This is a genomic window from Pseudomonas sp. Rh2 (assembly GCF_040762985.1).
GTDB lineage: Bacteria > Pseudomonadota > Gammaproteobacteria > Pseudomonadales > Pseudomonadaceae > Aquipseudomonas > Aquipseudomonas taiwanensis.
Map to the genome: position 1 here is coordinate 3,714,606 of NZ_CP142890.1, position 15,373 is coordinate 3,729,978.

Annotated in this window: 26 protein-coding genes; 4 read left to right on the top strand and 22 right to left on the bottom strand. The window is 59.9% G+C overall.

Annotation, left to right across the window (positions count from 1 at the left end; all coding sequences use genetic code 11):
• Positions 1 to 33: 33 nt before the first annotated feature.
• Genes VXM67_RS16855 through VXM67_RS16870 form a run of 4 tightly spaced genes read right to left on the bottom strand, consistent with a single transcriptional unit; the run spans position 34 to position 4,589 of the window.
• Positions 34 to 1,077, bottom strand: coding sequence for a minor capsid protein (locus tag VXM67_RS16855; protein ID WP_367237196.1), 1,044 nt, complete (start codon positions 1,075 to 1,077; stop codon positions 34 to 36).
• A complete protein-coding gene (locus tag VXM67_RS16860) occupies positions 1,067 to 2,491 on the bottom strand; it encodes a DUF4055 domain-containing protein (protein ID WP_367237197.1) in 1,425 nt (474 codons plus the stop codon). Before VXM67_RS16860 ends, VXM67_RS16855 begins: the two co-directional genes overlap by 11 nt.
• Before the next feature lie 8 nt (positions 2,492 to 2,499).
• Positions 2,500 to 3,987 carry a terminase gene (locus VXM67_RS16865; RefSeq protein ID WP_367237198.1) on the bottom strand — a complete coding sequence of 496 codons (1,488 nt, stop codon included), beginning with the start codon at positions 3,985 to 3,987 and terminating at the stop codon, positions 2,500 to 2,502.
• Between the two features lie 2 nt (positions 3,988 to 3,989).
• Positions 3,990 to 4,589, bottom strand: coding sequence for a hypothetical protein (locus VXM67_RS16870; protein WP_367237199.1), 600 nt, complete (start codon positions 4,587 to 4,589; stop codon positions 3,990 to 3,992).
• Between the two features lie 130 nt (positions 4,590 to 4,719).
• On the opposite strand from VXM67_RS16870, the gene VXM67_RS16875 reads away from it, so the two are divergent.
• On the top strand, positions 4,720 to 5,163 hold the full coding sequence (locus VXM67_RS16875; RefSeq protein ID WP_367237200.1) for a hypothetical protein: 444 nt from the start codon (positions 4,720 to 4,722) through the stop codon (positions 5,161 to 5,163).
• Between the two features lie 97 nt (positions 5,164 to 5,260).
• Here VXM67_RS16875 and VXM67_RS16880 read toward each other — a convergent pair whose 3' ends face one another.
• The 17 genes from VXM67_RS16880 to VXM67_RS16960 form a co-directional block, all read right to left on the bottom strand.
• Positions 5,261 to 5,530 (bottom strand): hypothetical protein, encoded by a 270-nt coding sequence (locus VXM67_RS16880; protein WP_367237201.1) that lies wholly within the window; start codon positions 5,528 to 5,530, stop codon positions 5,261 to 5,263.
• Positions 5,530 to 5,841: a hypothetical protein gene (locus VXM67_RS16885; RefSeq protein ID WP_054572369.1), complete on the bottom strand. Its 312-nt coding sequence runs from the start codon at positions 5,839 to 5,841 to the stop codon at positions 5,530 to 5,532. The genes VXM67_RS16880 and VXM67_RS16885 overlap by 1 nt, the downstream gene beginning before the upstream one ends.
• 866 nt (positions 5,842 to 6,707) lie before the next feature.
• Complete coding sequence (locus VXM67_RS16890; RefSeq protein WP_367237202.1) at positions 6,708 to 7,388, bottom strand: hypothetical protein; 681 nt, start codon at positions 7,386 to 7,388, stop codon at positions 6,708 to 6,710.
• Positions 7,385 to 7,531, bottom strand: coding sequence for a hypothetical protein (locus VXM67_RS16895; RefSeq protein ID WP_367237203.1), 147 nt, complete (start codon positions 7,529 to 7,531; stop codon positions 7,385 to 7,387). Before VXM67_RS16895 ends, VXM67_RS16890 begins: the two co-directional genes overlap by 4 nt.
• Positions 7,528 to 8,130, bottom strand: coding sequence for a recombination protein NinG (locus tag VXM67_RS16900; RefSeq protein WP_367237204.1), 603 nt, complete (start codon positions 8,128 to 8,130; stop codon positions 7,528 to 7,530). The genes VXM67_RS16895 and VXM67_RS16900 overlap by 4 nt, the downstream gene beginning before the upstream one ends.
• A complete protein-coding gene (locus VXM67_RS16905) occupies positions 8,121 to 8,444 on the bottom strand; it encodes a hypothetical protein (RefSeq protein ID WP_367237205.1) in 324 nt (107 codons plus the stop codon). The genes VXM67_RS16900 and VXM67_RS16905 overlap by 10 nt, the downstream gene beginning before the upstream one ends.
• Positions 8,441 to 8,911: a hypothetical protein gene (locus VXM67_RS16910; protein ID WP_367237206.1), complete on the bottom strand. Its 471-nt coding sequence runs from the start codon at positions 8,909 to 8,911 to the stop codon at positions 8,441 to 8,443. Before VXM67_RS16910 ends, VXM67_RS16905 begins: the two co-directional genes overlap by 4 nt.
• Complete coding sequence (locus VXM67_RS16915; RefSeq protein WP_367237207.1) at positions 8,904 to 9,119, bottom strand: hypothetical protein; 216 nt, start codon at positions 9,117 to 9,119, stop codon at positions 8,904 to 8,906. Before VXM67_RS16915 ends, VXM67_RS16910 begins: the two co-directional genes overlap by 8 nt.
• Positions 9,116 to 9,922 carry a hypothetical protein gene (locus VXM67_RS16920; protein WP_367237208.1) on the bottom strand — a complete coding sequence of 269 codons (807 nt, stop codon included), beginning with the start codon at positions 9,920 to 9,922 and terminating at the stop codon, positions 9,116 to 9,118. The genes VXM67_RS16915 and VXM67_RS16920 overlap by 4 nt, the downstream gene beginning before the upstream one ends.
• The gene (locus VXM67_RS16925; protein WP_315694251.1) at positions 9,909 to 10,814 is read right to left on the bottom strand and encodes a helix-turn-helix domain-containing protein; all 906 of its coding nucleotides are present in this window, start codon (positions 10,812 to 10,814) and stop codon (positions 9,909 to 9,911) included. The genes VXM67_RS16920 and VXM67_RS16925 overlap by 14 nt, the downstream gene beginning before the upstream one ends.
• Positions 10,811 to 11,062: a hypothetical protein gene (locus VXM67_RS16930; protein WP_315694253.1), complete on the bottom strand. Its 252-nt coding sequence runs from the start codon at positions 11,060 to 11,062 to the stop codon at positions 10,811 to 10,813. Before VXM67_RS16930 ends, VXM67_RS16925 begins: the two co-directional genes overlap by 4 nt.
• Positions 11,059 to 11,859 (bottom strand): Rha family transcriptional regulator, encoded by an 801-nt coding sequence (locus VXM67_RS16935; protein ID WP_367237209.1) that lies wholly within the window; start codon positions 11,857 to 11,859, stop codon positions 11,059 to 11,061. Before VXM67_RS16935 ends, VXM67_RS16930 begins: the two co-directional genes overlap by 4 nt.
• 121 nt (positions 11,860 to 11,980) lie before the next feature.
• Positions 11,981 to 12,193, bottom strand: coding sequence for a hypothetical protein (locus tag VXM67_RS16940; protein WP_367237211.1), 213 nt, complete (start codon positions 12,191 to 12,193; stop codon positions 11,981 to 11,983).
• 19 nt (positions 12,194 to 12,212) lie between these two features.
• Positions 12,213 to 12,419, bottom strand: coding sequence for a hypothetical protein (locus tag VXM67_RS16945; protein ID WP_027907143.1), 207 nt, complete (start codon positions 12,417 to 12,419; stop codon positions 12,213 to 12,215).
• A gap of 69 nt (positions 12,420 to 12,488) precedes the next feature.
• A complete protein-coding gene (locus VXM67_RS16950; protein WP_367237212.1) occupies positions 12,489 to 12,668 on the bottom strand; it encodes a hypothetical protein in 180 nt (59 codons plus the stop codon).
• Between the two features lie 18 nt (positions 12,669 to 12,686).
• Positions 12,687 to 12,875 (bottom strand): hypothetical protein, encoded by a 189-nt coding sequence (locus VXM67_RS16955; protein ID WP_013972395.1) that lies wholly within the window; start codon positions 12,873 to 12,875, stop codon positions 12,687 to 12,689.
• Positions 12,876 to 12,906: 31 nt separating this feature from the next.
• Positions 12,907 to 13,143, bottom strand: coding sequence for a hypothetical protein (locus tag VXM67_RS16960; RefSeq protein ID WP_347149569.1), 237 nt, complete (start codon positions 13,141 to 13,143; stop codon positions 12,907 to 12,909).
• A 113-nt stretch (positions 13,144 to 13,256) separates the two neighbouring features.
• Here VXM67_RS16960 and VXM67_RS16965 point away from each other — a divergent pair, with 113 nt between their 5' ends.
• Genes VXM67_RS16965 through VXM67_RS16975 form a run of 3 tightly spaced genes read left to right on the top strand, consistent with a single transcriptional unit; the run spans position 13,257 to position 14,761 of the window.
• Complete coding sequence (locus VXM67_RS16965) at positions 13,257 to 14,084, top strand: helix-turn-helix transcriptional regulator (protein ID WP_367237711.1); 828 nt, start codon at positions 13,257 to 13,259, stop codon at positions 14,082 to 14,084.
• A 55-nt stretch (positions 14,085 to 14,139) separates the two neighbouring features.
• Positions 14,140 to 14,433: a hypothetical protein gene (locus tag VXM67_RS16970; protein ID WP_367237213.1), complete on the top strand. Its 294-nt coding sequence runs from the start codon at positions 14,140 to 14,142 to the stop codon at positions 14,431 to 14,433.
• Entirely contained in the window at positions 14,426 to 14,761 is a 336-nt protein-coding gene (locus VXM67_RS16975) for a hypothetical protein (RefSeq protein WP_367237214.1), read from the top strand. The genes VXM67_RS16970 and VXM67_RS16975 overlap by 8 nt, the downstream gene beginning before the upstream one ends.
• A gap of 38 nt (positions 14,762 to 14,799) precedes the next feature.
• On the opposite strand, the gene VXM67_RS16980 is transcribed toward VXM67_RS16975, so the two are convergent.
• The gene (locus tag VXM67_RS16980) at positions 14,800 to 15,126 is read right to left on the bottom strand and encodes a DUF1654 domain-containing protein (protein ID WP_367237215.1); all 327 of its coding nucleotides are present in this window, start codon (positions 15,124 to 15,126) and stop codon (positions 14,800 to 14,802) included.
• Between the last annotated feature and the right edge of the window lie 247 nt (positions 15,127 to 15,373).

The window sequence follows — 15,373 nt, forward strand, 5'->3', positions numbered from 1 at the left end:
TCAATAAAAATCAACTCTTTGCAAGCCAGGCTCTCACTTTTCTGATTTCGTAAATGCCATGGGCTCACGCTCGCGCAGCTGTTTGAGGGTCAAGGTCTTACCGTTGTCATCGACAAAACGGTCGATCGTGAGCTCACCCTTACTGAACAGCTCATAACGCGCAGGGCCGAGCACGTCCCTCTGGAATGCCACCGGCTGCCGGGCGAGCCATTCGCCGTAGGTGGTCTTGCTGCTGACCTGCTCAGCTCCATCCGGGCCTACCGCTGGGCGAGTCGAGCCGGGGATCTCTCGGGCAAACTCGTCCTTGAGCACTGGTATCTCGGTGGTCCGGCAGTTCCAGTGGAATGGCGGCGATGGCGCCGTCATGGGCACCACAGTGCCATCCAGCGCTCGACAGAGCGGCGTGGTCCTGCCGTCCAGCGTGGCAACCCGGCGCTTACCCTTCAGGATGTCATCGTTGTCGGCCATGACTTGAGACCTCGCCGAAGTGGCGATGTGGTTGGTCATAGTCCGCACCAGTGTGCCGGCCTGGTCACGCTGCTGCACACCGAGCGATGTGAGCCGGCGGGTGATCTGGCCAGTTGTCTCGCCCAGTGCCGAGCCCACGCGAATCTCGCTGATGATCTCGGCGCTTTTCTTGGTGCTGTACTGGTCAAGCGCGCCGGCGATGCTGATGCGCTGCCGGCCCTTACCGACCTCCAGGTCGAGCGGATCGGCCAGTGCGGCGGCGGCCACCTGCTCGATGCTGGGCTTGTTCAACTGCACGACCGCCTTCACGACCTTGCCCAGCAGGGTCATGTTGAACTTGGCCTCGTACCCGGCGAACTCAGTCAGATCGAGCACAGCCTGCTGCTTCATCTCCCCGTATACGCCCGCCAGCTCGCCCTGTAGCTCCTGAATCTGCTTCTCGTACCGTTGGGTGCCGTAACGGCTCAATCCCTCTGATACGCGCGATTTGGCGGTACTTATGGCCTTGGTGATGAACTTGGCCAGGCGCTTGAGGCTTCCCCCCGCGTAGCGCTGCACGTGCACCTGGTGGCGAGTCGCTGCATCGGAAAGGTAGCCGTCACTGCTCATCCTCACCGCCTCCGGTGTCGTTGCCGGTCACCGGCGGCTGCTCGGCCAGTTCATCGTCGATCAACTCGTCGGTGCGGTCGGCCTCAAGCACGCCGCCCTGGCGCAGGTTGGTGCGCAGGTCGGACTTCGCGATGATGCCCTGCTGCCAGAGCTGGACCTGGGCCAGGATGTCCTGCGCAGTCATCGTCTCGTCGAAGAACGACTGGTTGAGCCAGAAGACCGTGGCGTCCTCATCTGGCTCGCCCATCATGAAGCGCTCTGCGTCGAGGACGGCCCGTTTCAGGGCCTCGGACACGTTGCCGGCGATGGTGCCCAGCACGCTGTTGTCTGAGCTGTAGCGGATGCGAACGGCTTCTGCTGTCTCGGCTCCGCCCGCTTTCTGGACGATGCGGGCGCCGATCATCAGCATCTGCTCTTCCTTGTCCTTGAGCAGCGTACGGGCCAGCTGACTCTCGGTCGCCTGGACAAGCTTTGCGTCACCGGACTTGCCGAGGTTGAACCCGCGGGTAGAGCCGATGTGGATACCGTTGGGATTCAGCTTGGCGAAGTCGTCCGCGTTGATGTCGGTGGTGATGAACAGCGTCGGCTGGCTGCTGATGAAGCCGCTCTCCTCCACCGTGGCGCTGTTGCCATAGTGCAGGATGTTCACATCGGCCAGGTCTTCAAGCGGAGACTTGTCGATGCTGGCGTCGTTGTCCTCGGCCCCGTAGAAGCTGAACAGGATGTGATCGAACGGCTGGCCATTCTTGTCGAGCGGCTGGGTCTCGGTGTAGGTCTTGCCGTCCTTGCTGTAGAGGCGCTGGACGTACTTTCCATCTACCAGCAGCAGCACCCGGTACTGCTCTTCCTTGATGCGATCGAGGTTCTCCTGGCTGAACTCGGACACGCACTCCAGCAGACAGACGTAGACCAGGCGCAGCACGCCATCAATGACCTGCTCTTCCCAGTCGATGATCGAGGTCGCGCCGTAGTGGTGGATCAGTGCACGCCGGCCCTGCATGTCGGCCATGGAGGACACGCCATCTACCGCCGGGAAGTCCACCAGGAAGCCGCCACGGCCCGTGTCCAAGCACTCGCCCACGGATCGCTTGGAAAGCTGCTCCAGGCTTGTGCCGTCGCCGCTGGCGTTCTCCTTCAGGTACTCCACGCCGGCGGGTAGTTTCAGCTCGGCGGTCTTGCGGAACACCGCGCCAAGCAGGCCGGTACGCGTGCGCCCGGTAATGTTCAGGAACATCGCCCGCTTCTTGTACTGCTTGTACCGCGCCAGGTTCTCCGGAGACTTGTTCTCCGGGTCCGGCATCGGTAGGTATTCGTCGTGCTTTCGCACCTCGCGGGCGCCGGCCACGCAGCGCTTGACCAGCTGCCAGCCGGGCAAGGCCTCCGAGTACTCTGCCCGGGGAATGAAATTCGGCATGGGTGGCCTCAGAAAGTGAACGTGATGGGTACGTGCTTGACCACGGAGCGCTTGGTCTTCGCCACAGCGAAGTAGCGGAAGGCGTCAGCCGGGTGGGATGACCAGTCATGCAGCGGTTTGTCTTTCCAGCAGCCGCGCTTGTCGTCCCACTCCTTGCGGTAGCTCTCCAGCGCGGTGATGCCCTCCTCGCATTTGGCTTCGTCGAAGGCGCAGTTCGGGAGGATTTCCCGGGCCTGCTCGATGCCTTCGTCCACTCCGAGCTTTGGTACCACCTGGAACGTCAGCGAATAGCGCTGTCCGTCGACCTCGTAGCCCTCTCGTGCGAGTTCGCGCCGAGTCTTGCCGTCGCTACCAAATTCCCGGTTGTCGATGTCGTGCGGCCCCCAGTGCTCGCCATACTCATATCCGCGATCCTTCAGCACCTTCATGTAGTGCCGCAGGCCTTCCCCGCTGTTCTGGTAGAAGTCGACAACGTGGTACTCCTCGCCGACGATCCGGACGAACCAGATGGCCGTGGAGTCGCCCACGCCGATGTCCCAGAAGGTGTGCACCGGCAGGTGGCTGTTATCTGGCAGCTTGCCGATGCGCTGGGCGGCGTAGAGCTTGGTGAACTGCTTGGCGTAGTAGGCGCCCTCGATCGTCTGCTGGAATGCCTCGGCAGGGATCGACGGGTACTCCCGCTTCATGTCGTCGCCGAGGGTCTTTTCCTTGGCGGCGTACCAGGCGCGCTGGCCTGGGTTGGTGACGATCCCGTGCTTGGCGGCCAAGTCATCGAAATACTTGGCCAGCCGGTCCGGGATGACTACATCGGTCGGGTCCAGCCAGTACAGCGGGTTGCGCCACCAGCTGAAGAAGAAGAATTTCCAGTCCAGCAGGCCCAGGGGAACGCCGGCCAGCTGCTGCTTCTCGGCAGACTGGCTGTAGTCGAAGAAGTACCCGGCCCGTCCTTCCGCCGTCGATTCGATGGTGACGAAGCACTCGGCTGCCACGGCCTCGAACGCACCGGTCACGATCTCCCGCGCCTTGTGCGGGAACTTAGCGCAGATCTTCCCGAACTCGGAAACGTGCAGGTAGCGCAGCGTGCCGCCCCGGAAGGAGGTGGACACATACAGCGACCCCCCTTTGCTGAACACCAGCTCGCCCGCCGCATCGTTGCGCGCCGGGTTGGCCGCCTTGATCTCCTTGGGCAGGTGATCGTAGGCGTACTTCACCTTCTCCCGGAACAAACGCTTGGCGTCGTTCAGGGTATGGGCGATCAGGGCGCACTTGGCGGCCTCAAACAGTGCGGCATCCAGCTGGACGATGCAGACCAGCGTCGTGAAGCCCAGCTGCCGGGCCTTGAGGATGATGTTGCGGGTGTGCATCCCCTGGAAGTAGTCGATCTGCTCCTGCGTCATGCGGAAGCGGAACTTCTTGCCCTGCTTGTCCGTGATGAAGTACAGGTTGTTCAGCCGCCAAAAACGGTCCCGGAGCAGTTTCATGTGCTCGGGCTTCATGGTCAGGCATCCTTCGAGAGTTCATCCATCAGCTGCGACAGTTCATCGGCGTCTTTCGACTGCTCCTTGTCATCCAGGCCGAATGCAGTGCGCTCAAGCACCTGCAGGTTCTTCATGGCCGAGGACAGCTGGAAAAGGGTCTTGGCGTTGCTGGGCAAGGCCACAGCGGAGAGCATGGAAGCCCGGCGGAAACCGCTCTCGTCACCAGCTGTCTCACGCTCAATCTCGTCTTCGATCTCTTCGCGCTTCTGGATGGTGGTCAGCAGATCATCCATCAGCAGGTTCGCAAGGTTCGTGGCTTTGCGAATGTCGCGGCGGTGGCTGCGAACAACCGTCGCGCCCTCTTCTGCCGCCTCATCGATGATCTCGGCGTCACGCTCAGGGTTCGCACATTGGTCTTCGCGAACCTCACCGCGAACCAGCTTATTGCGAACCTCTTTTCGGACCTGCTCAGAAAGGTCCCGCTCCCACCCTAAGGCCTTGGCTTTCTTCCGGATTGCGGTGTCACTCACCCCATGGCGATCTGCAATGGTGCGGATGGAAAGCGCGCCGGCCCGGAAGGCTCGTTCGATCGCCTCCCAGTCAGGCTGCTTCGGTGTCATCAGTAAGTACCAGAATCAATGTGATGGCCATTGGCCTTCATTTGTGCGAGCCTACTCAGTTCACCACTAAGGTGGCCGAAGTAGAAATGGCACGCGTACCCCTTTTAAACAATTTCATAGAGGATCAAGAATGACTGCAATAGAACCCATTGACGAAAATAAAGAACTCAGCTCGGCGTCCCCTGCGGCAAGCTCTGACGCCCTTTCTTCTAGTGCGGTTAGTGAGGTGCAGGCGGATAAGAAAAAGCCACTGATCCAAAGGTTTTTTGGCACTCCAGCTGACACAAAGACTAGCTTTGACAGCTTGAGAAACATGGGCATCTGCATAGCCATGCTTTTAGGCCTACCGACCTTCTACAACGCGACTGGATTCTTGTCCCCGGTTGGCCAAGGGATTAGTGGGTGCTTTGTTGTCGCTTCCGCGATAACGCTAGCCATTGCTAACCTTGCGTGGACCTTTCAAACGCTTGAAGACAAGTCATCCTGGATTGCGAAAGCATTTTTAACGCTTATCGGCTCAGGGGTAATAGGGGCTTTTGCAATTGACGCCCTTAAAGCGCTGCCTGGGATCTAACCTGAAGCCAATGCCACCCGATCAAGCCACTCTGTAGACAGCTTCTGTTTTCTGAGATGACGCGCCACGAAACGGCGTATCTCGAATTTGTGGCGCACTACTCCGGCTGAAACGCATGGCCGCGCCTGGCGACTGCATACGAGACGATCCCCAGCTTGAGGATCACGCCGTACAGGGTGGGCACGTGGCCGTTCATGGCTAGGACGAAGGCACCGAATGCGCCGATGGCCACCAGGTAGAACGCGACGGCCAGCAGTGGCGCATCCATCGGCTTGATCCGCCGCAGGTAGTCGCACGCAGCGATCACCACCAGCACGCTCAGGAAGGCATTGGCGCCGATCAGGACTGAAATCAGGGTCGAGCTCATCAGGTAGCTCCTTTGGCTCCGAACGACCCCACGAGCGACTTCAGCACCGGGATGATGTTCATTGCCAGAAGGCCTATCAGAAAGGCCACGCCGTATTGGGTTTCTCCGCTTGTGCCAAGGCTGAAGTAGCTTATGGCGAGCGGGGTGCAGAAGACTGCCGATGCGAAGCCGGTGAAGAAGGCGGCGACCGCCTGGCCGCGGGTGAGACCGCGCAGGAAGGTCAGCGAGAGGATCGCTCCTGCGAAGCCGCCAATGATCACGCCGTACTTCACCAGCAGGACGCCGGCAGTCGTGCTTGCTGGTTCGGCCATGAGTGGTTCCTAGTAAAAAAGGCCCGGCGGGAAGGCCCTATTGAGGGACCGGGCAAAGGTGCGGAGCAGCACATAACGAATCGAATTGGGGCGGGCACAGGGAATCGAACCCTGATTGTCAGCATGTGACTGAGCGTCCTGCGCTACCCGCGTTGTGTGGGTCTCTCCCCACCTGTCCGCCGAAGACCATTCCAGCGCTGGCACCCCAATGCACCAGTCTCGCCGATCCGGTCACGCGCCACCCTGAAAGCATGTGAGGTCAGGGTGCGCGGGCTGCCGGTGTTTTTCCGTACACCACACTACCGGCTAGCAGTGTCCAGGCTGTCCCGTTAGGGCCTGCCCTGGCTGCAGTTGCGTTTCTTGCGGGAACAAAAATCCCGGCGCTTGGCCGGGACTCTTGAGGCCCTATCGAGGGCAATAAAAAACCCCAGCCGACTGATCGACTGGGGTTGTTTGGTGCGCGAACCTGAGCGCGAAACCGTTGGGCTCTACAACGCCCGAATGCTGAGTGCTGGAAGATTGTTGACGTAAAGGGCCGTTGAAGCATTTACCACAAATGAAGCAATGGAAACACCAAACTGTTTACCCATACGACTACCCCCTTTCGGTTCAAATTGTTGTGCGTTTTCAGAGATTTTTACAAAAGCCAACCACATCATCAGTACTACAAACCCAAAAAATGCGGCCCCTGCAAACGTCAACAATTTCCCATCACCGCTCACTCCTAAGAGCTTTCGGTCATCACTCCTACACGTGCGCAGGAATGACAGGATGGAGCAAATTTACGACATGGCGACATAATATTGCAAGCCCTAATCAGGTCTAATCCGAGTAAATCTTCGTATATCCTCCGTATTTCTCCGTATTCACGCAGCCTCCTCGAATAGCACTCCAATCGCTTCAAGCATGTGCTGAGCCTCGGTCAGCGCCTCATTCACCAGAGACTCCAGGGCGACCTTGATGGCCCGATTCCAGCGCTGATAAGTGCGCTCTGTCAGGCCTTGGGAATCCCAGTTGGTCATGTCGTAGTTCGACTCGGCCAGGACGATCATCTCCCCCGGCTTCACCTCGGCCACGGCACGGGCGTGCTTGTTGGCGCGCTCAGCAGCGGCAGCAGCAGCCTTGTTGCGCCAGTCCCACTGCCCCTCCCGTTCGTTCTCGCGCGGGTCAGGCGCCTTGAACTGGGGCACCTTGCGCTGCATGCCCTTCGTTTGCTGCGGAACCGCCCAGACCAGAACTGCCTGCTGAGTGAAGCGCTTCGGCGCCGGGGTTGGCACGATGGCAACCAGGCGGCCAATGGAATAAATCTTGCGCCCCTTGTGCGTGCTGTACTTCGCCACGAGGGCATTCCAGTGTCGCGGGCTGAGCTGGGCGTGCAGCAGTTTGTGCACGATCGAGTCAGCCAGCAGCGCGGCATCCTTCCCCGATATCTCGCCCTTGAGCTTGCTGGTCTGCACCCGAGGCTCGACATTGCAGCCGCCGGCGCTGTTGATCGTCTCGGCCGCCAGGGCGCGGACCACTGCCGATACCACGTTCTGATAGTTCATTGCCCACCCCCTGCCCGCTTGGCCTTTCTCAAAATGAATTCTTCGTAGTACTGCTTGCGGCGAACTGCGCCCGCCCAGGACAGCGCCACACCGCCCACCACCATGAGGGCGGCCAAAATCAGGAATCCCCATGCTGATGTCATGCTGCTGCCCTCCTCAGGTCTTTGAGCTTCTGCCTGTACAGTGCCTTGATGGCCTGCAGGTCTTCGATGGTCAGGCGCTGGGGCTTATGAGGCCCTTCGAGGAATTCCACGGCCTCGGCGCCGATGCGCTTCACCAGCCGGATGCGGTACTCGACCGTGTTACCCGACAGGTTCCGGTTGCACTTCACGCACTGGCGGTGGACGTTCAGCGGCTCGAAGCGCAGCTCCGGGCAGGCGCCCACAGACCGGTAGTGGCCGGCGTCCCAGCGGCTGCCGGTGATGAGGTCGTGGTCGCTAGGCAGCGAGTCGCAGCTGATGCACGGCAGGCCGGCGTCACGCTCGCGGATGTAGGCGTTGAACGCGGTCTGCGCTTCGGCCATGTGCTCTCGACGGGTCTTCAGCTTCTCCCGGCGCTCCTGCAGGTCCTGGCGGGCCTGCTTGGTGATGACCTTGGCCGCGATCTTCTGCAGCTTCGGGTCTTTGGCCATAGCCTTGGCGCAGGCGATGCTGCACACCTTCTGCGTGGTCATGGTCGGCTTGAAGGGCTTGCCGCAACCTGGTGCTTTGCACTTCTTCGGCTTGATCTCGGCTACGCGCATGGCTCGGCCTCCTTGGCTTTCTGCTGCTCGGGAGCGAAATCGCCGCGCAGGGGAATCAGGAAGCGCTCTTGAATCAAGAAAATGCCGCCGACATCGACGCGCCCACTATCCCCTACCGCTGTAGCTCCTTCAGCATGTACGGCCCACGCCACGTACCCGCTGGCATTCGTGGCCTTCCTGCCATTTGACGTATCGAACACCTGGCCAGGGGCAAGCTTGATAATCAGCTCTACGGCCCTGCCGATATTCGGTGACGCCCCAGTGCGAGATCCGGCAACCAGCGCCAGGTCTCCCGGCTTGAACTGATGGCTCATGCCGCCTCCTCGCTGAGCAAATCGCTGAACACCACACCCTGCGGCGCGAACTCGGCCACGATGCGGTCGGTGTACTGGCAGCCCTGAGCCCGGTCAAACAGCCGGGTCACCGGGAAGCCATCCGGCCCGAACATGGCGCACGGCCCCATCAGGCGCAGCTTCACCTCATACGGCAGGTGGATAAACGACTCGGCCCAGCCGGTGCGGAACTCATCACAACCGGCGCGCATGATCGGAACGCCGAAGTGCAGCTTGCAGTAACGGCGCACATCCTCGATGTCACCCATCTCGGTGCTCTTGGCGATGCGGTCGTACATGGCGAACCACAAGGCGTTCTGGTCCAGGGTGCGGTCCTTGCCCGGGCGCATGGTGACCACGACGAACTTCTTGTCGCGGAACATACGGGTCAGCCTGGTCACGGCCTCGGACAGCTTGGCCTGGCTGTTTACGCTGATTTTTTCAGCCATGGGCGCGGCCCTCAAGACGATCCATCGACTTGATGAGCGCGCGGTCATGCTCAATCAGCCCACGGGCCTTCGAGTAGAGCGCGTGAGCGCGCAGGCCGATGTGCGGGCTGCTGGAGTAGAAATCCCAGCTCAGGTACCAGCCTCCAAGGACCAAAAGAGCGTTATCCACCTGCCTGCGAATCAGGAGATCTTTTTGGAATAGGCTCACACCCCCTCCCCGGCCGGCTGCCCGGCGCGCTTGATGCTCAACTGAGCGACTGCGGCGCGTGTCTGCCGCTTGCGCAGGTAGGTTTCGATGCGCCGACGCTGGTCATCCTTGGCGCGCTCGCGGTCTTTCTTGGCCTTGGCTGCCTTGAGGATGCAGCGCACCTCGGCGAGCTTTTCCCGAGTCTTGGCGCTGGCCTGCGGGCGCACCTCACCGGTGAGCAGGCCGGCAATGGCCTGGCCATCCTGGGTGACTGGTGCAATACGCAGGTCGGCCAGGTACTTGGCCCCGCTCTCTTGAGTTATGAGCTGGGCGCGGACAGCTGACTCGATGGCCACCACCCGGCGCCCGGCGTCATAACCCAGGGAGACCTCCCACTTGGCAGGCTGGTCCTCGGCCCGGGCAAAGCTGACCAGGCGCTCGTAGGCGCTCATGAAGGCCATCCGGGCCCCGATCTTGTCGCCGGCCTCAAGGATTGGCTCGGAGGCGATCATGGCCTGGCGGATTTCAGTGGTGAGCACCACGGTTTCGTACTCGTCACTGGCCGCCAGGGCAATCGACCACGCCTCATCCTTTCCGGGGCGGCTATCAGCCGCGTGGATGTGCTTGAGGACCATGCCGAGCGAAAGGCGCCCAGTAGGCTCTCTACGGCACGAACGCAGCGCGCCAATGATGGCGGCAGGGTCATAGGACGAAAGGTCCTCAGCGATGAGCTGAGCGCCTCCAGCGCTGATGGTCTGACCCATCGCCTCGGCAGTAGCGCAGATGCCCACGGCCAATTCGGCTTGTTCGTCAGAGGAAAGCATTACGCTTACCCCGCTGGCCGCTGCGGATTGCCTCAGCCGCTTCCTGGGCCGCGTTGATGTTCGCCTGGGTCTGCTCCTGCTGGCGGGCAGTCGTGGCGTTCATCTGGCGGTTGGTTACCCACTGGGTGTGGTAGGCCTCAGCCTTGGCCAGCAGGTCGCCCAAGTTGTGGCAGCCGTTGATCAAGCGGGCGTCGTTAATCGTCAGGAAGTACGCGGCCACATGGTGAGCGACATCGATGCCAAGACGGCTGATCAGCTGCCCAACCTGCCCCCCTGCCTTGGCATTCCATACCGGCCACGCGTGGTAGCGTTTGCGGTAGGCCATGGCGTAGTTCGCCCAGGCCTTGAACGTTTTGCAGGACTGGTCCTTCGGCCCTGGCATGTCGGCCGGGATCTCACAGCGCGGCTGCTGAGCCATAAACGGAACCACGATACCCTCCGCGACCACGGCTTCAGCCTGGGTCGCAACTGGTTCAGTGACTGGTTCCTTTACTGATTCAAAAGAGTGACTGGTTCTGGGTGCAGCTCCTGCACTACCCCCTAGTGAATCTGCTGCACTAGGGGGTGAACCTGCTGCACTACCCTGGTGAATCTCCTGCACTACCCCTAGTGAATCTGCTGCACCACTCAAGGTCAGGTAGTAGACGTTCGAGGAGTTACCCTTAGGGCCACCCTTGCGGATCTCTTTGCGCAACAGGCCGGCACCGCACAGGGTGTTGATGTGGTTCATGACCGAGCGCTTGCTGATCTCGCATTGATCGGCGATGTGCTGATACGACGGCCAGCACTCTCCCTGGTCGCTCGCGTTGTCGGCCAGCTTGATGAGCACCAGCTTGCGCAGCGGATTACCGACCTTGGTCTTCATGGCCTTTACCATCAATTCCATGCTCATGACGGCTCATTCCCTTCACGCATGGCGCGCAGCTTGTCGCGCTGGATGATTTCGGTGCACTTGGCGTTTCCGTAGAAGCAGGCGTCTGGCATGCCTTTCGGATCGGAAAGGCAGCAGTCGGAGCAGATCCAGCCACATTCGCCACGGGCGGCTTGGTCGGTCCAGTCACGCATCTGCTTGTTCATTCCATCCAGGTAGGCGGGGAACTCGCTGGCTGGCATCTCGGTTACTTTCACGAAGTCGCTCATGCTGCACCCCGCACGGCCTTGTCGTGGGTGTGCAGACCGTCCCAGTTCTTCTTCATGGGCAGCTCGCCGGCTAGGTACAGCTCGTACAGGCGCACGGCGCCCTTGCGCAGCAGGATCGGCGTGTAGCTGATGAACGCCTCTTTCCCGTGCGGGGTAATCTCCTGCTGGTGCTCGGTCATGTACTTGTCACGGGCATAGGCAGCCACGCGGTACCGGGTGCCGTACTTGCTCTCGTTGTAGAGCCAGTTGCGGCGCTCGAGGAAGTGGCCGACCTGCATCACGTTGACCCCATTCAGGCCCTTGCAGAACTGAACGTGGCTCATGCCTTCCTTGAACAGGTTCTCCAGGTGGTCGATCTTCTTGGCCTGGGCCTCGACCTGGACGGTGAGTAGGACGCGGGCTTTCTCCGACTCTAGGGCCATCTGGAGGATTTCCAGCTTGCTGAGGTCGGCAGGCGCTGCAGGAGCAGTCTGGGCCTCGAGTTCTCGCCAGCGCTTTATGACAGCCATGCGCATAGCGGCGCTGTAACCTGTGAGCAGGCAGTCGGTGTGCTCGCGGTCCAGGCAGTACTCGCGCCGAGCCCGGTTTTGCGAGTCGAAATAGATCTGTCCAAACTTGGACGCATCTTCTTTCAGGTCGCCGAGCATCTTCTCAATGTCGCGCTTGACGTGCTGATGCTGCTTGCCGGTCAGCTCAGCGATCTCGCGTGACGACATCGTGCGCGCCACAAAATCGCGCTTGTCGTTTTGTGGCGCGACCCTTTGCAGGGCCTGTACACTTTGGGTCTGCATATGCATAATTCCCCTACAGAGTTTTATATTGCAGAGAGCCGGGCCGCAATCCCGGCTTTTTTGTCTCTGCGATTTGGCGTCCCTTATGAGGGACTGGCGCCCGGGTCCCTAATTAGGGATCAGACGGTTACCTCGGCGCCGCGAACGGCACCACGTTGCTGCTCTTGGGCTCCCCCCGCTGCGCGAGGAAGTGCGTGGCCTTCTTCAGGATCTGCGCGGCCAGCTCATCGGTGCTAACACCGACCTCCTCCGCCCAGGCCTCCAGGTCCGCGAAGTCATTCCGGCGGAACCGGGCGACCTCTACGTCGTGCTGGTGTACCGCTTCGTTTGCAGGCGACATTCGTCCTCCCATGACCTATTCAGGCCCTGGCCTTCTTCTCGTTGATCAGCGGCAGGTGGCCGTGCTCTTTCTTGAACGCCAGCGCAGCCAGGATGATTTCCCGGGCCAGCACGCTGTGCTGAGCCTTGAGCTCCAGGGCGTACCCCTTCAGCTCGTTGAAGTCCTCGTCATCCAAGCGGACCTTGACCTGGTGGTCGTGGCGGTGAGCTTTGTCGTCGTAGGCCATCAAGTGATCCCCTGCTCGCTGCTGCTTCAGTAGGTCGGTCGGGCTTATCAGTTACGCTTCAGGGCCTGTTCAGGCCTTTCGGTGAAACGGCATTACTGCCCCCCGCGGACTGCGGGGCTTTGTTCGGTTGGCCAGTTCACGACGGATCAGATCGGCTGCGAGCGCTTCAGGGCTGATGCCCCTTCTCGTCGCCTCTCGCTCAAGCTGCTCCATCAGTCCCTGGTTCAATCCGATGTCTTCAATCGGCATGGGGCCTCCTACGGGCCTTCAGGCCACGTTCTGATCGCCGGTATTCTCCGAAGCCAGGGCGGCCAATTGAGCTTCGAGCAGCTCACGACAGAGCACGGCGCGCTGGGTGCGGTGAAACTTGGCCAGCGCCTGAATCAGTTCGAACGTGTCCTCATCGACCCGGACCTTGATCTCGCGGTCATGCAGGTGCTTGGGATTGGCGTACATGCGGGGATTGCTCCTTGCTATGGAAATTGAGTTACGCGGCGCCCTTCAGCGCTTTGCGTGCAAAGGGGATAAGGTCGGGGCGCAGGCCAGCGATCGTGATTTCGCCGTCCGATGCGTCTTGCAGGCGCTCGGCAAGATCAACAGAGGCCTTCCGATGACCACCTGCGAGCTGCCAGAGATGGCCGACAGTGGTCTTTGCAGCGGCTGCTACATCCCGCCGACGCTCATTGGTGGCGGATGCCAACCATTCACGGAGGTGATCATTCATGTGGGTTCTCCTTGCACATATGGCGAAATTTAGCTCATGGCTAATGTTAGAGCAAGGATATTTTAGCTATGCGCACATTTAGCACAGAGCTAAACGCTGGCATTCTTCGCGTCATGGATATTTACGAGATTCGAAAGCACAACCTGGTAAAGCTGATCGGCAACCAGAGAAAGGGGTCCTGCGCGGAACGGTGGGGGATGGCCCCCGCGCACCTGAGCCAGATCCTTTCGGACAAGACTGCGAAGAACCTGGGCGACGATGTAGCCAGACGAATCGAGGGAATTGAGGGGCTGCCTCGAGGTTGGTTTGACTCCATACCGGCGGGCGAAGATGCTGCCATCCCGTCTTTGGAAACCATTGACGGTAAGCCAACTGCTGCTGACCTGGTGAAGCAGATGCTTGCAAAAAGTGGAAAGGGCATTCCTGAAGACACCCGACAGCGCCTACTTGCTGCTGCCGAAGCCCCAGTTCAAGCCAGCGTCATCAGCGTCGACTTCTCGCGGCCCGGCCAGGTGGGCGATGAGGTATGGATCGCGCATTACGACGTGCGAGCCGCCATGGGCGGCGGAGAGATCCCGCACGACTACCCGGAGATGCTGCAAGACGTGAGGATAAGCCCGAAGCATTTGCGGGAGCTGGGCGTCGAGTTTACCGAGCACTATCACCTGAAGCTGGTCACCGGCTGGGGGCAGTCGATGGCGCCCACGATCAAGCACCGGGACCCGCTGCTGGTCGACGTTAGCATCCGTGAGTTCGTAGGCGATGGGATCTACCTGTTCTCCTACGACGACATGCTCTACATCAAGCGCCTGCAGAAGAAAGGGCGAGACCATTTCAAGATGATTTCGGACAACACCAACCACCCCGCCGAGGACATCCGTGTCGATGACACGCACATCCAGGCTCGCGTGCTACTCGTGTGGAATGCGCACTTGGTGTGATATCTGCGGCTAGCATTTACAAAGAACGATGTCAGATTCGCGTGATGGAGATTCAATGCCGGACGATACCAACATAGTCGACGACACCTTATCCTTTACAGAGCAGGATGTGATGGAGTTCGTCGAAGCCTACAAACTCCCCCTGTCCTGCGATTGTTCCGACGGTGTCTACGAACTTGCAGTGAACGGTGACCGTGTGCCGTCGCTTCTTGCTATCCCGGATCCGAGAGATGAAGATGTAGAGAACTGGTTTTTCTGGCTCGCTTGCCTATGTTGCGGCCAGTCGAAAATGATCGCTGCTGCAAGGGTTTGGGAATGGAGCAAGGAAAAAGATCTGGATGATGAATAAGTCAAATATCAGCCAATTCCCGAAAAAGCATAGTGACGACGGCGGGCACAGCGGAAATGGCGGAGGAGGATCTGACTTGGAAAAGCGAGTTGAAGCCCTGGAAAAAGCTCTCCCGGATATCAGGGAGAGGCTTGTTCGGCTAGAGACCCGACTTGAGCATATGGATAAAACCATGGCAACCAAGTCGGAGATCGCTGCCATCGGCACCATCATTGCCGAACTCAAGACATCGGTCGCTGAAGGTATGGTGAGTCAAACTCGGTGGCTTATCGGTGCCTGCTTAGCGCTTGCAGGACTCGCTTTCACAGCTGCGCGTTTTATTCACTGATCAGAATAAGCCCGCCTCGGCGGGCTTTTTCATGCCCGTCAGAAAGGCGCCTCCTCCTCCTCCACTTCAACCTCGCTGTCCTCCTCGATGATGAAGTCGTCTCGCTCCTGAAGCGCGCTTCGCTCCCACCGGACCGTCACCGTGCCGTCGTCATTAAACGTCAAGTCCAGCTCAGGCACCTCGGCGATCAGTCCGATCACCTCCTCCCATTCCTCCTCTCCGTCCGTGTCCAGGCGATGGATAGTCACCCATCGCTGCGTCTGCGCGATCGGGTGATTGATCATCGACGATACGCGTAGGCTCAGCCGCTCTATCCCGGTCATCTCCTGGCGCTGCTTGGGCGCCGCTTTGTTTTGCTTGGACATAGCTCCCTCCTCAATAACTGTATATTCGTACAGTAATTTAGGAAGCATAGCGCAGTGCTAAATCACAGGTAAAGGTCCTACCCGAGAAATCACTCCTGGGGTGAAATTTGTCGCCCAGCGAAAATAATTTAGCTCTTAGCTATTGACGCAATATTAGCGCTTGGCTAAATTTTACCTCAAGCAGTCACTCACCAGGGACTGCAGAGGCCCTCACCGGCCGACCGCTCTTTAACAACCAAGACCGCCG

Excerpts from the sequence above, each read along its gene's own strand:
- VXM67_RS16895 (WP_367237203.1), bottom strand. The coding sequence starts at position 7,531 with ATGACATCAGCATGGGGATTCCTGATTTTGGCCGCCCTCATGGTGGTG.
- VXM67_RS16975 (WP_367237214.1), top strand. The coding sequence starts at position 14,426 with ATGAATAAGTCAAATATCAGCCAATTCCCGAAAAAGCATAGTGACGAC.
- VXM67_RS16980 (WP_367237215.1), bottom strand. The coding sequence starts at position 15,126 with ATGTCCAAGCAAAACAAAGCGGCGCCCAAGCAGCGCCAGGAGATGACC.
- VXM67_RS16940 (WP_367237211.1), bottom strand. The coding sequence starts at position 12,193 with ATGTCGCCTGCAAACGAAGCGGTACACCAGCACGACGTAGAGGTCGCC.
- VXM67_RS16875 (WP_367237200.1), top strand. The coding sequence starts at position 4,720 with ATGACTGCAATAGAACCCATTGACGAAAATAAAGAACTCAGCTCGGCG.
- VXM67_RS16960 (WP_347149569.1), bottom strand. The coding sequence starts at position 13,143 with ATGAATGATCACCTCCGTGAATGGTTGGCATCCGCCACCAATGAGCGT.
- VXM67_RS16920 (WP_367237208.1), bottom strand. The coding sequence starts at position 9,922 with ATGCTTTCCTCTGACGAACAAGCCGAATTGGCCGTGGGCATCTGCGCT.
- VXM67_RS16900 (WP_367237204.1), bottom strand. The coding sequence starts at position 8,130 with ATGCGCGTAGCCGAGATCAAGCCGAAGAAGTGCAAAGCACCAGGTTGC.
- VXM67_RS16885 (WP_054572369.1), bottom strand. The coding sequence starts at position 5,841 with ATGGCCGAACCAGCAAGCACGACTGCCGGCGTCCTGCTGGTGAAGTAC.
- VXM67_RS16970 (WP_367237213.1), top strand. The coding sequence starts at position 14,140 with ATGCCGGACGATACCAACATAGTCGACGACACCTTATCCTTTACAGAG.
- VXM67_RS16945 (WP_027907143.1), bottom strand. The coding sequence starts at position 12,419 with ATGGCCTACGACGACAAAGCTCACCGCCACGACCACCAGGTCAAGGTC.
- VXM67_RS16965 (WP_367237711.1), top strand. The coding sequence starts at position 13,257 with ATGGATATTTACGAGATTCGAAAGCACAACCTGGTAAAGCTGATCGGC.
- VXM67_RS16950 (WP_367237212.1), bottom strand. The coding sequence starts at position 12,668 with ATGCCGATTGAAGACATCGGATTGAACCAGGGACTGATGGAGCAGCTT.
- VXM67_RS16860 (WP_367237197.1), bottom strand. The coding sequence starts at position 2,491 with ATGCCGAATTTCATTCCCCGGGCAGAGTACTCGGAGGCCTTGCCCGGC.
- VXM67_RS16855 (WP_367237196.1), bottom strand. The coding sequence starts at position 1,077 with ATGAGCAGTGACGGCTACCTTTCCGATGCAGCGACTCGCCACCAGGTG.
- VXM67_RS16870 (WP_367237199.1), bottom strand. The coding sequence starts at position 4,589 with ATGACACCGAAGCAGCCTGACTGGGAGGCGATCGAACGAGCCTTCCGG.
- VXM67_RS16880 (WP_367237201.1), bottom strand. The coding sequence starts at position 5,530 with ATGAGCTCGACCCTGATTTCAGTCCTGATCGGCGCCAATGCCTTCCTG.
- VXM67_RS16935 (WP_367237209.1), bottom strand. The coding sequence starts at position 11,859 with ATGCATATGCAGACCCAAAGTGTACAGGCCCTGCAAAGGGTCGCGCCA.
- VXM67_RS16890 (WP_367237202.1), bottom strand. The coding sequence starts at position 7,388 with ATGAACTATCAGAACGTGGTATCGGCAGTGGTCCGCGCCCTGGCGGCC.
- VXM67_RS16865 (WP_367237198.1), bottom strand. The coding sequence starts at position 3,987 with ATGAAGCCCGAGCACATGAAACTGCTCCGGGACCGTTTTTGGCGGCTG.
- VXM67_RS16925 (WP_315694251.1), bottom strand. The coding sequence starts at position 10,814 with ATGAGCATGGAATTGATGGTAAAGGCCATGAAGACCAAGGTCGGTAAT.
- VXM67_RS16955 (WP_013972395.1), bottom strand. The coding sequence starts at position 12,875 with ATGTACGCCAATCCCAAGCACCTGCATGACCGCGAGATCAAGGTCCGG.
- VXM67_RS16905 (WP_367237205.1), bottom strand. The coding sequence starts at position 8,444 with ATGAGCCATCAGTTCAAGCCGGGAGACCTGGCGCTGGTTGCCGGATCT.
- VXM67_RS16910 (WP_367237206.1), bottom strand. The coding sequence starts at position 8,911 with ATGGCTGAAAAAATCAGCGTAAACAGCCAGGCCAAGCTGTCCGAGGCC.
- VXM67_RS16930 (WP_315694253.1), bottom strand. The coding sequence starts at position 11,062 with ATGAGCGACTTCGTGAAAGTAACCGAGATGCCAGCCAGCGAGTTCCCC.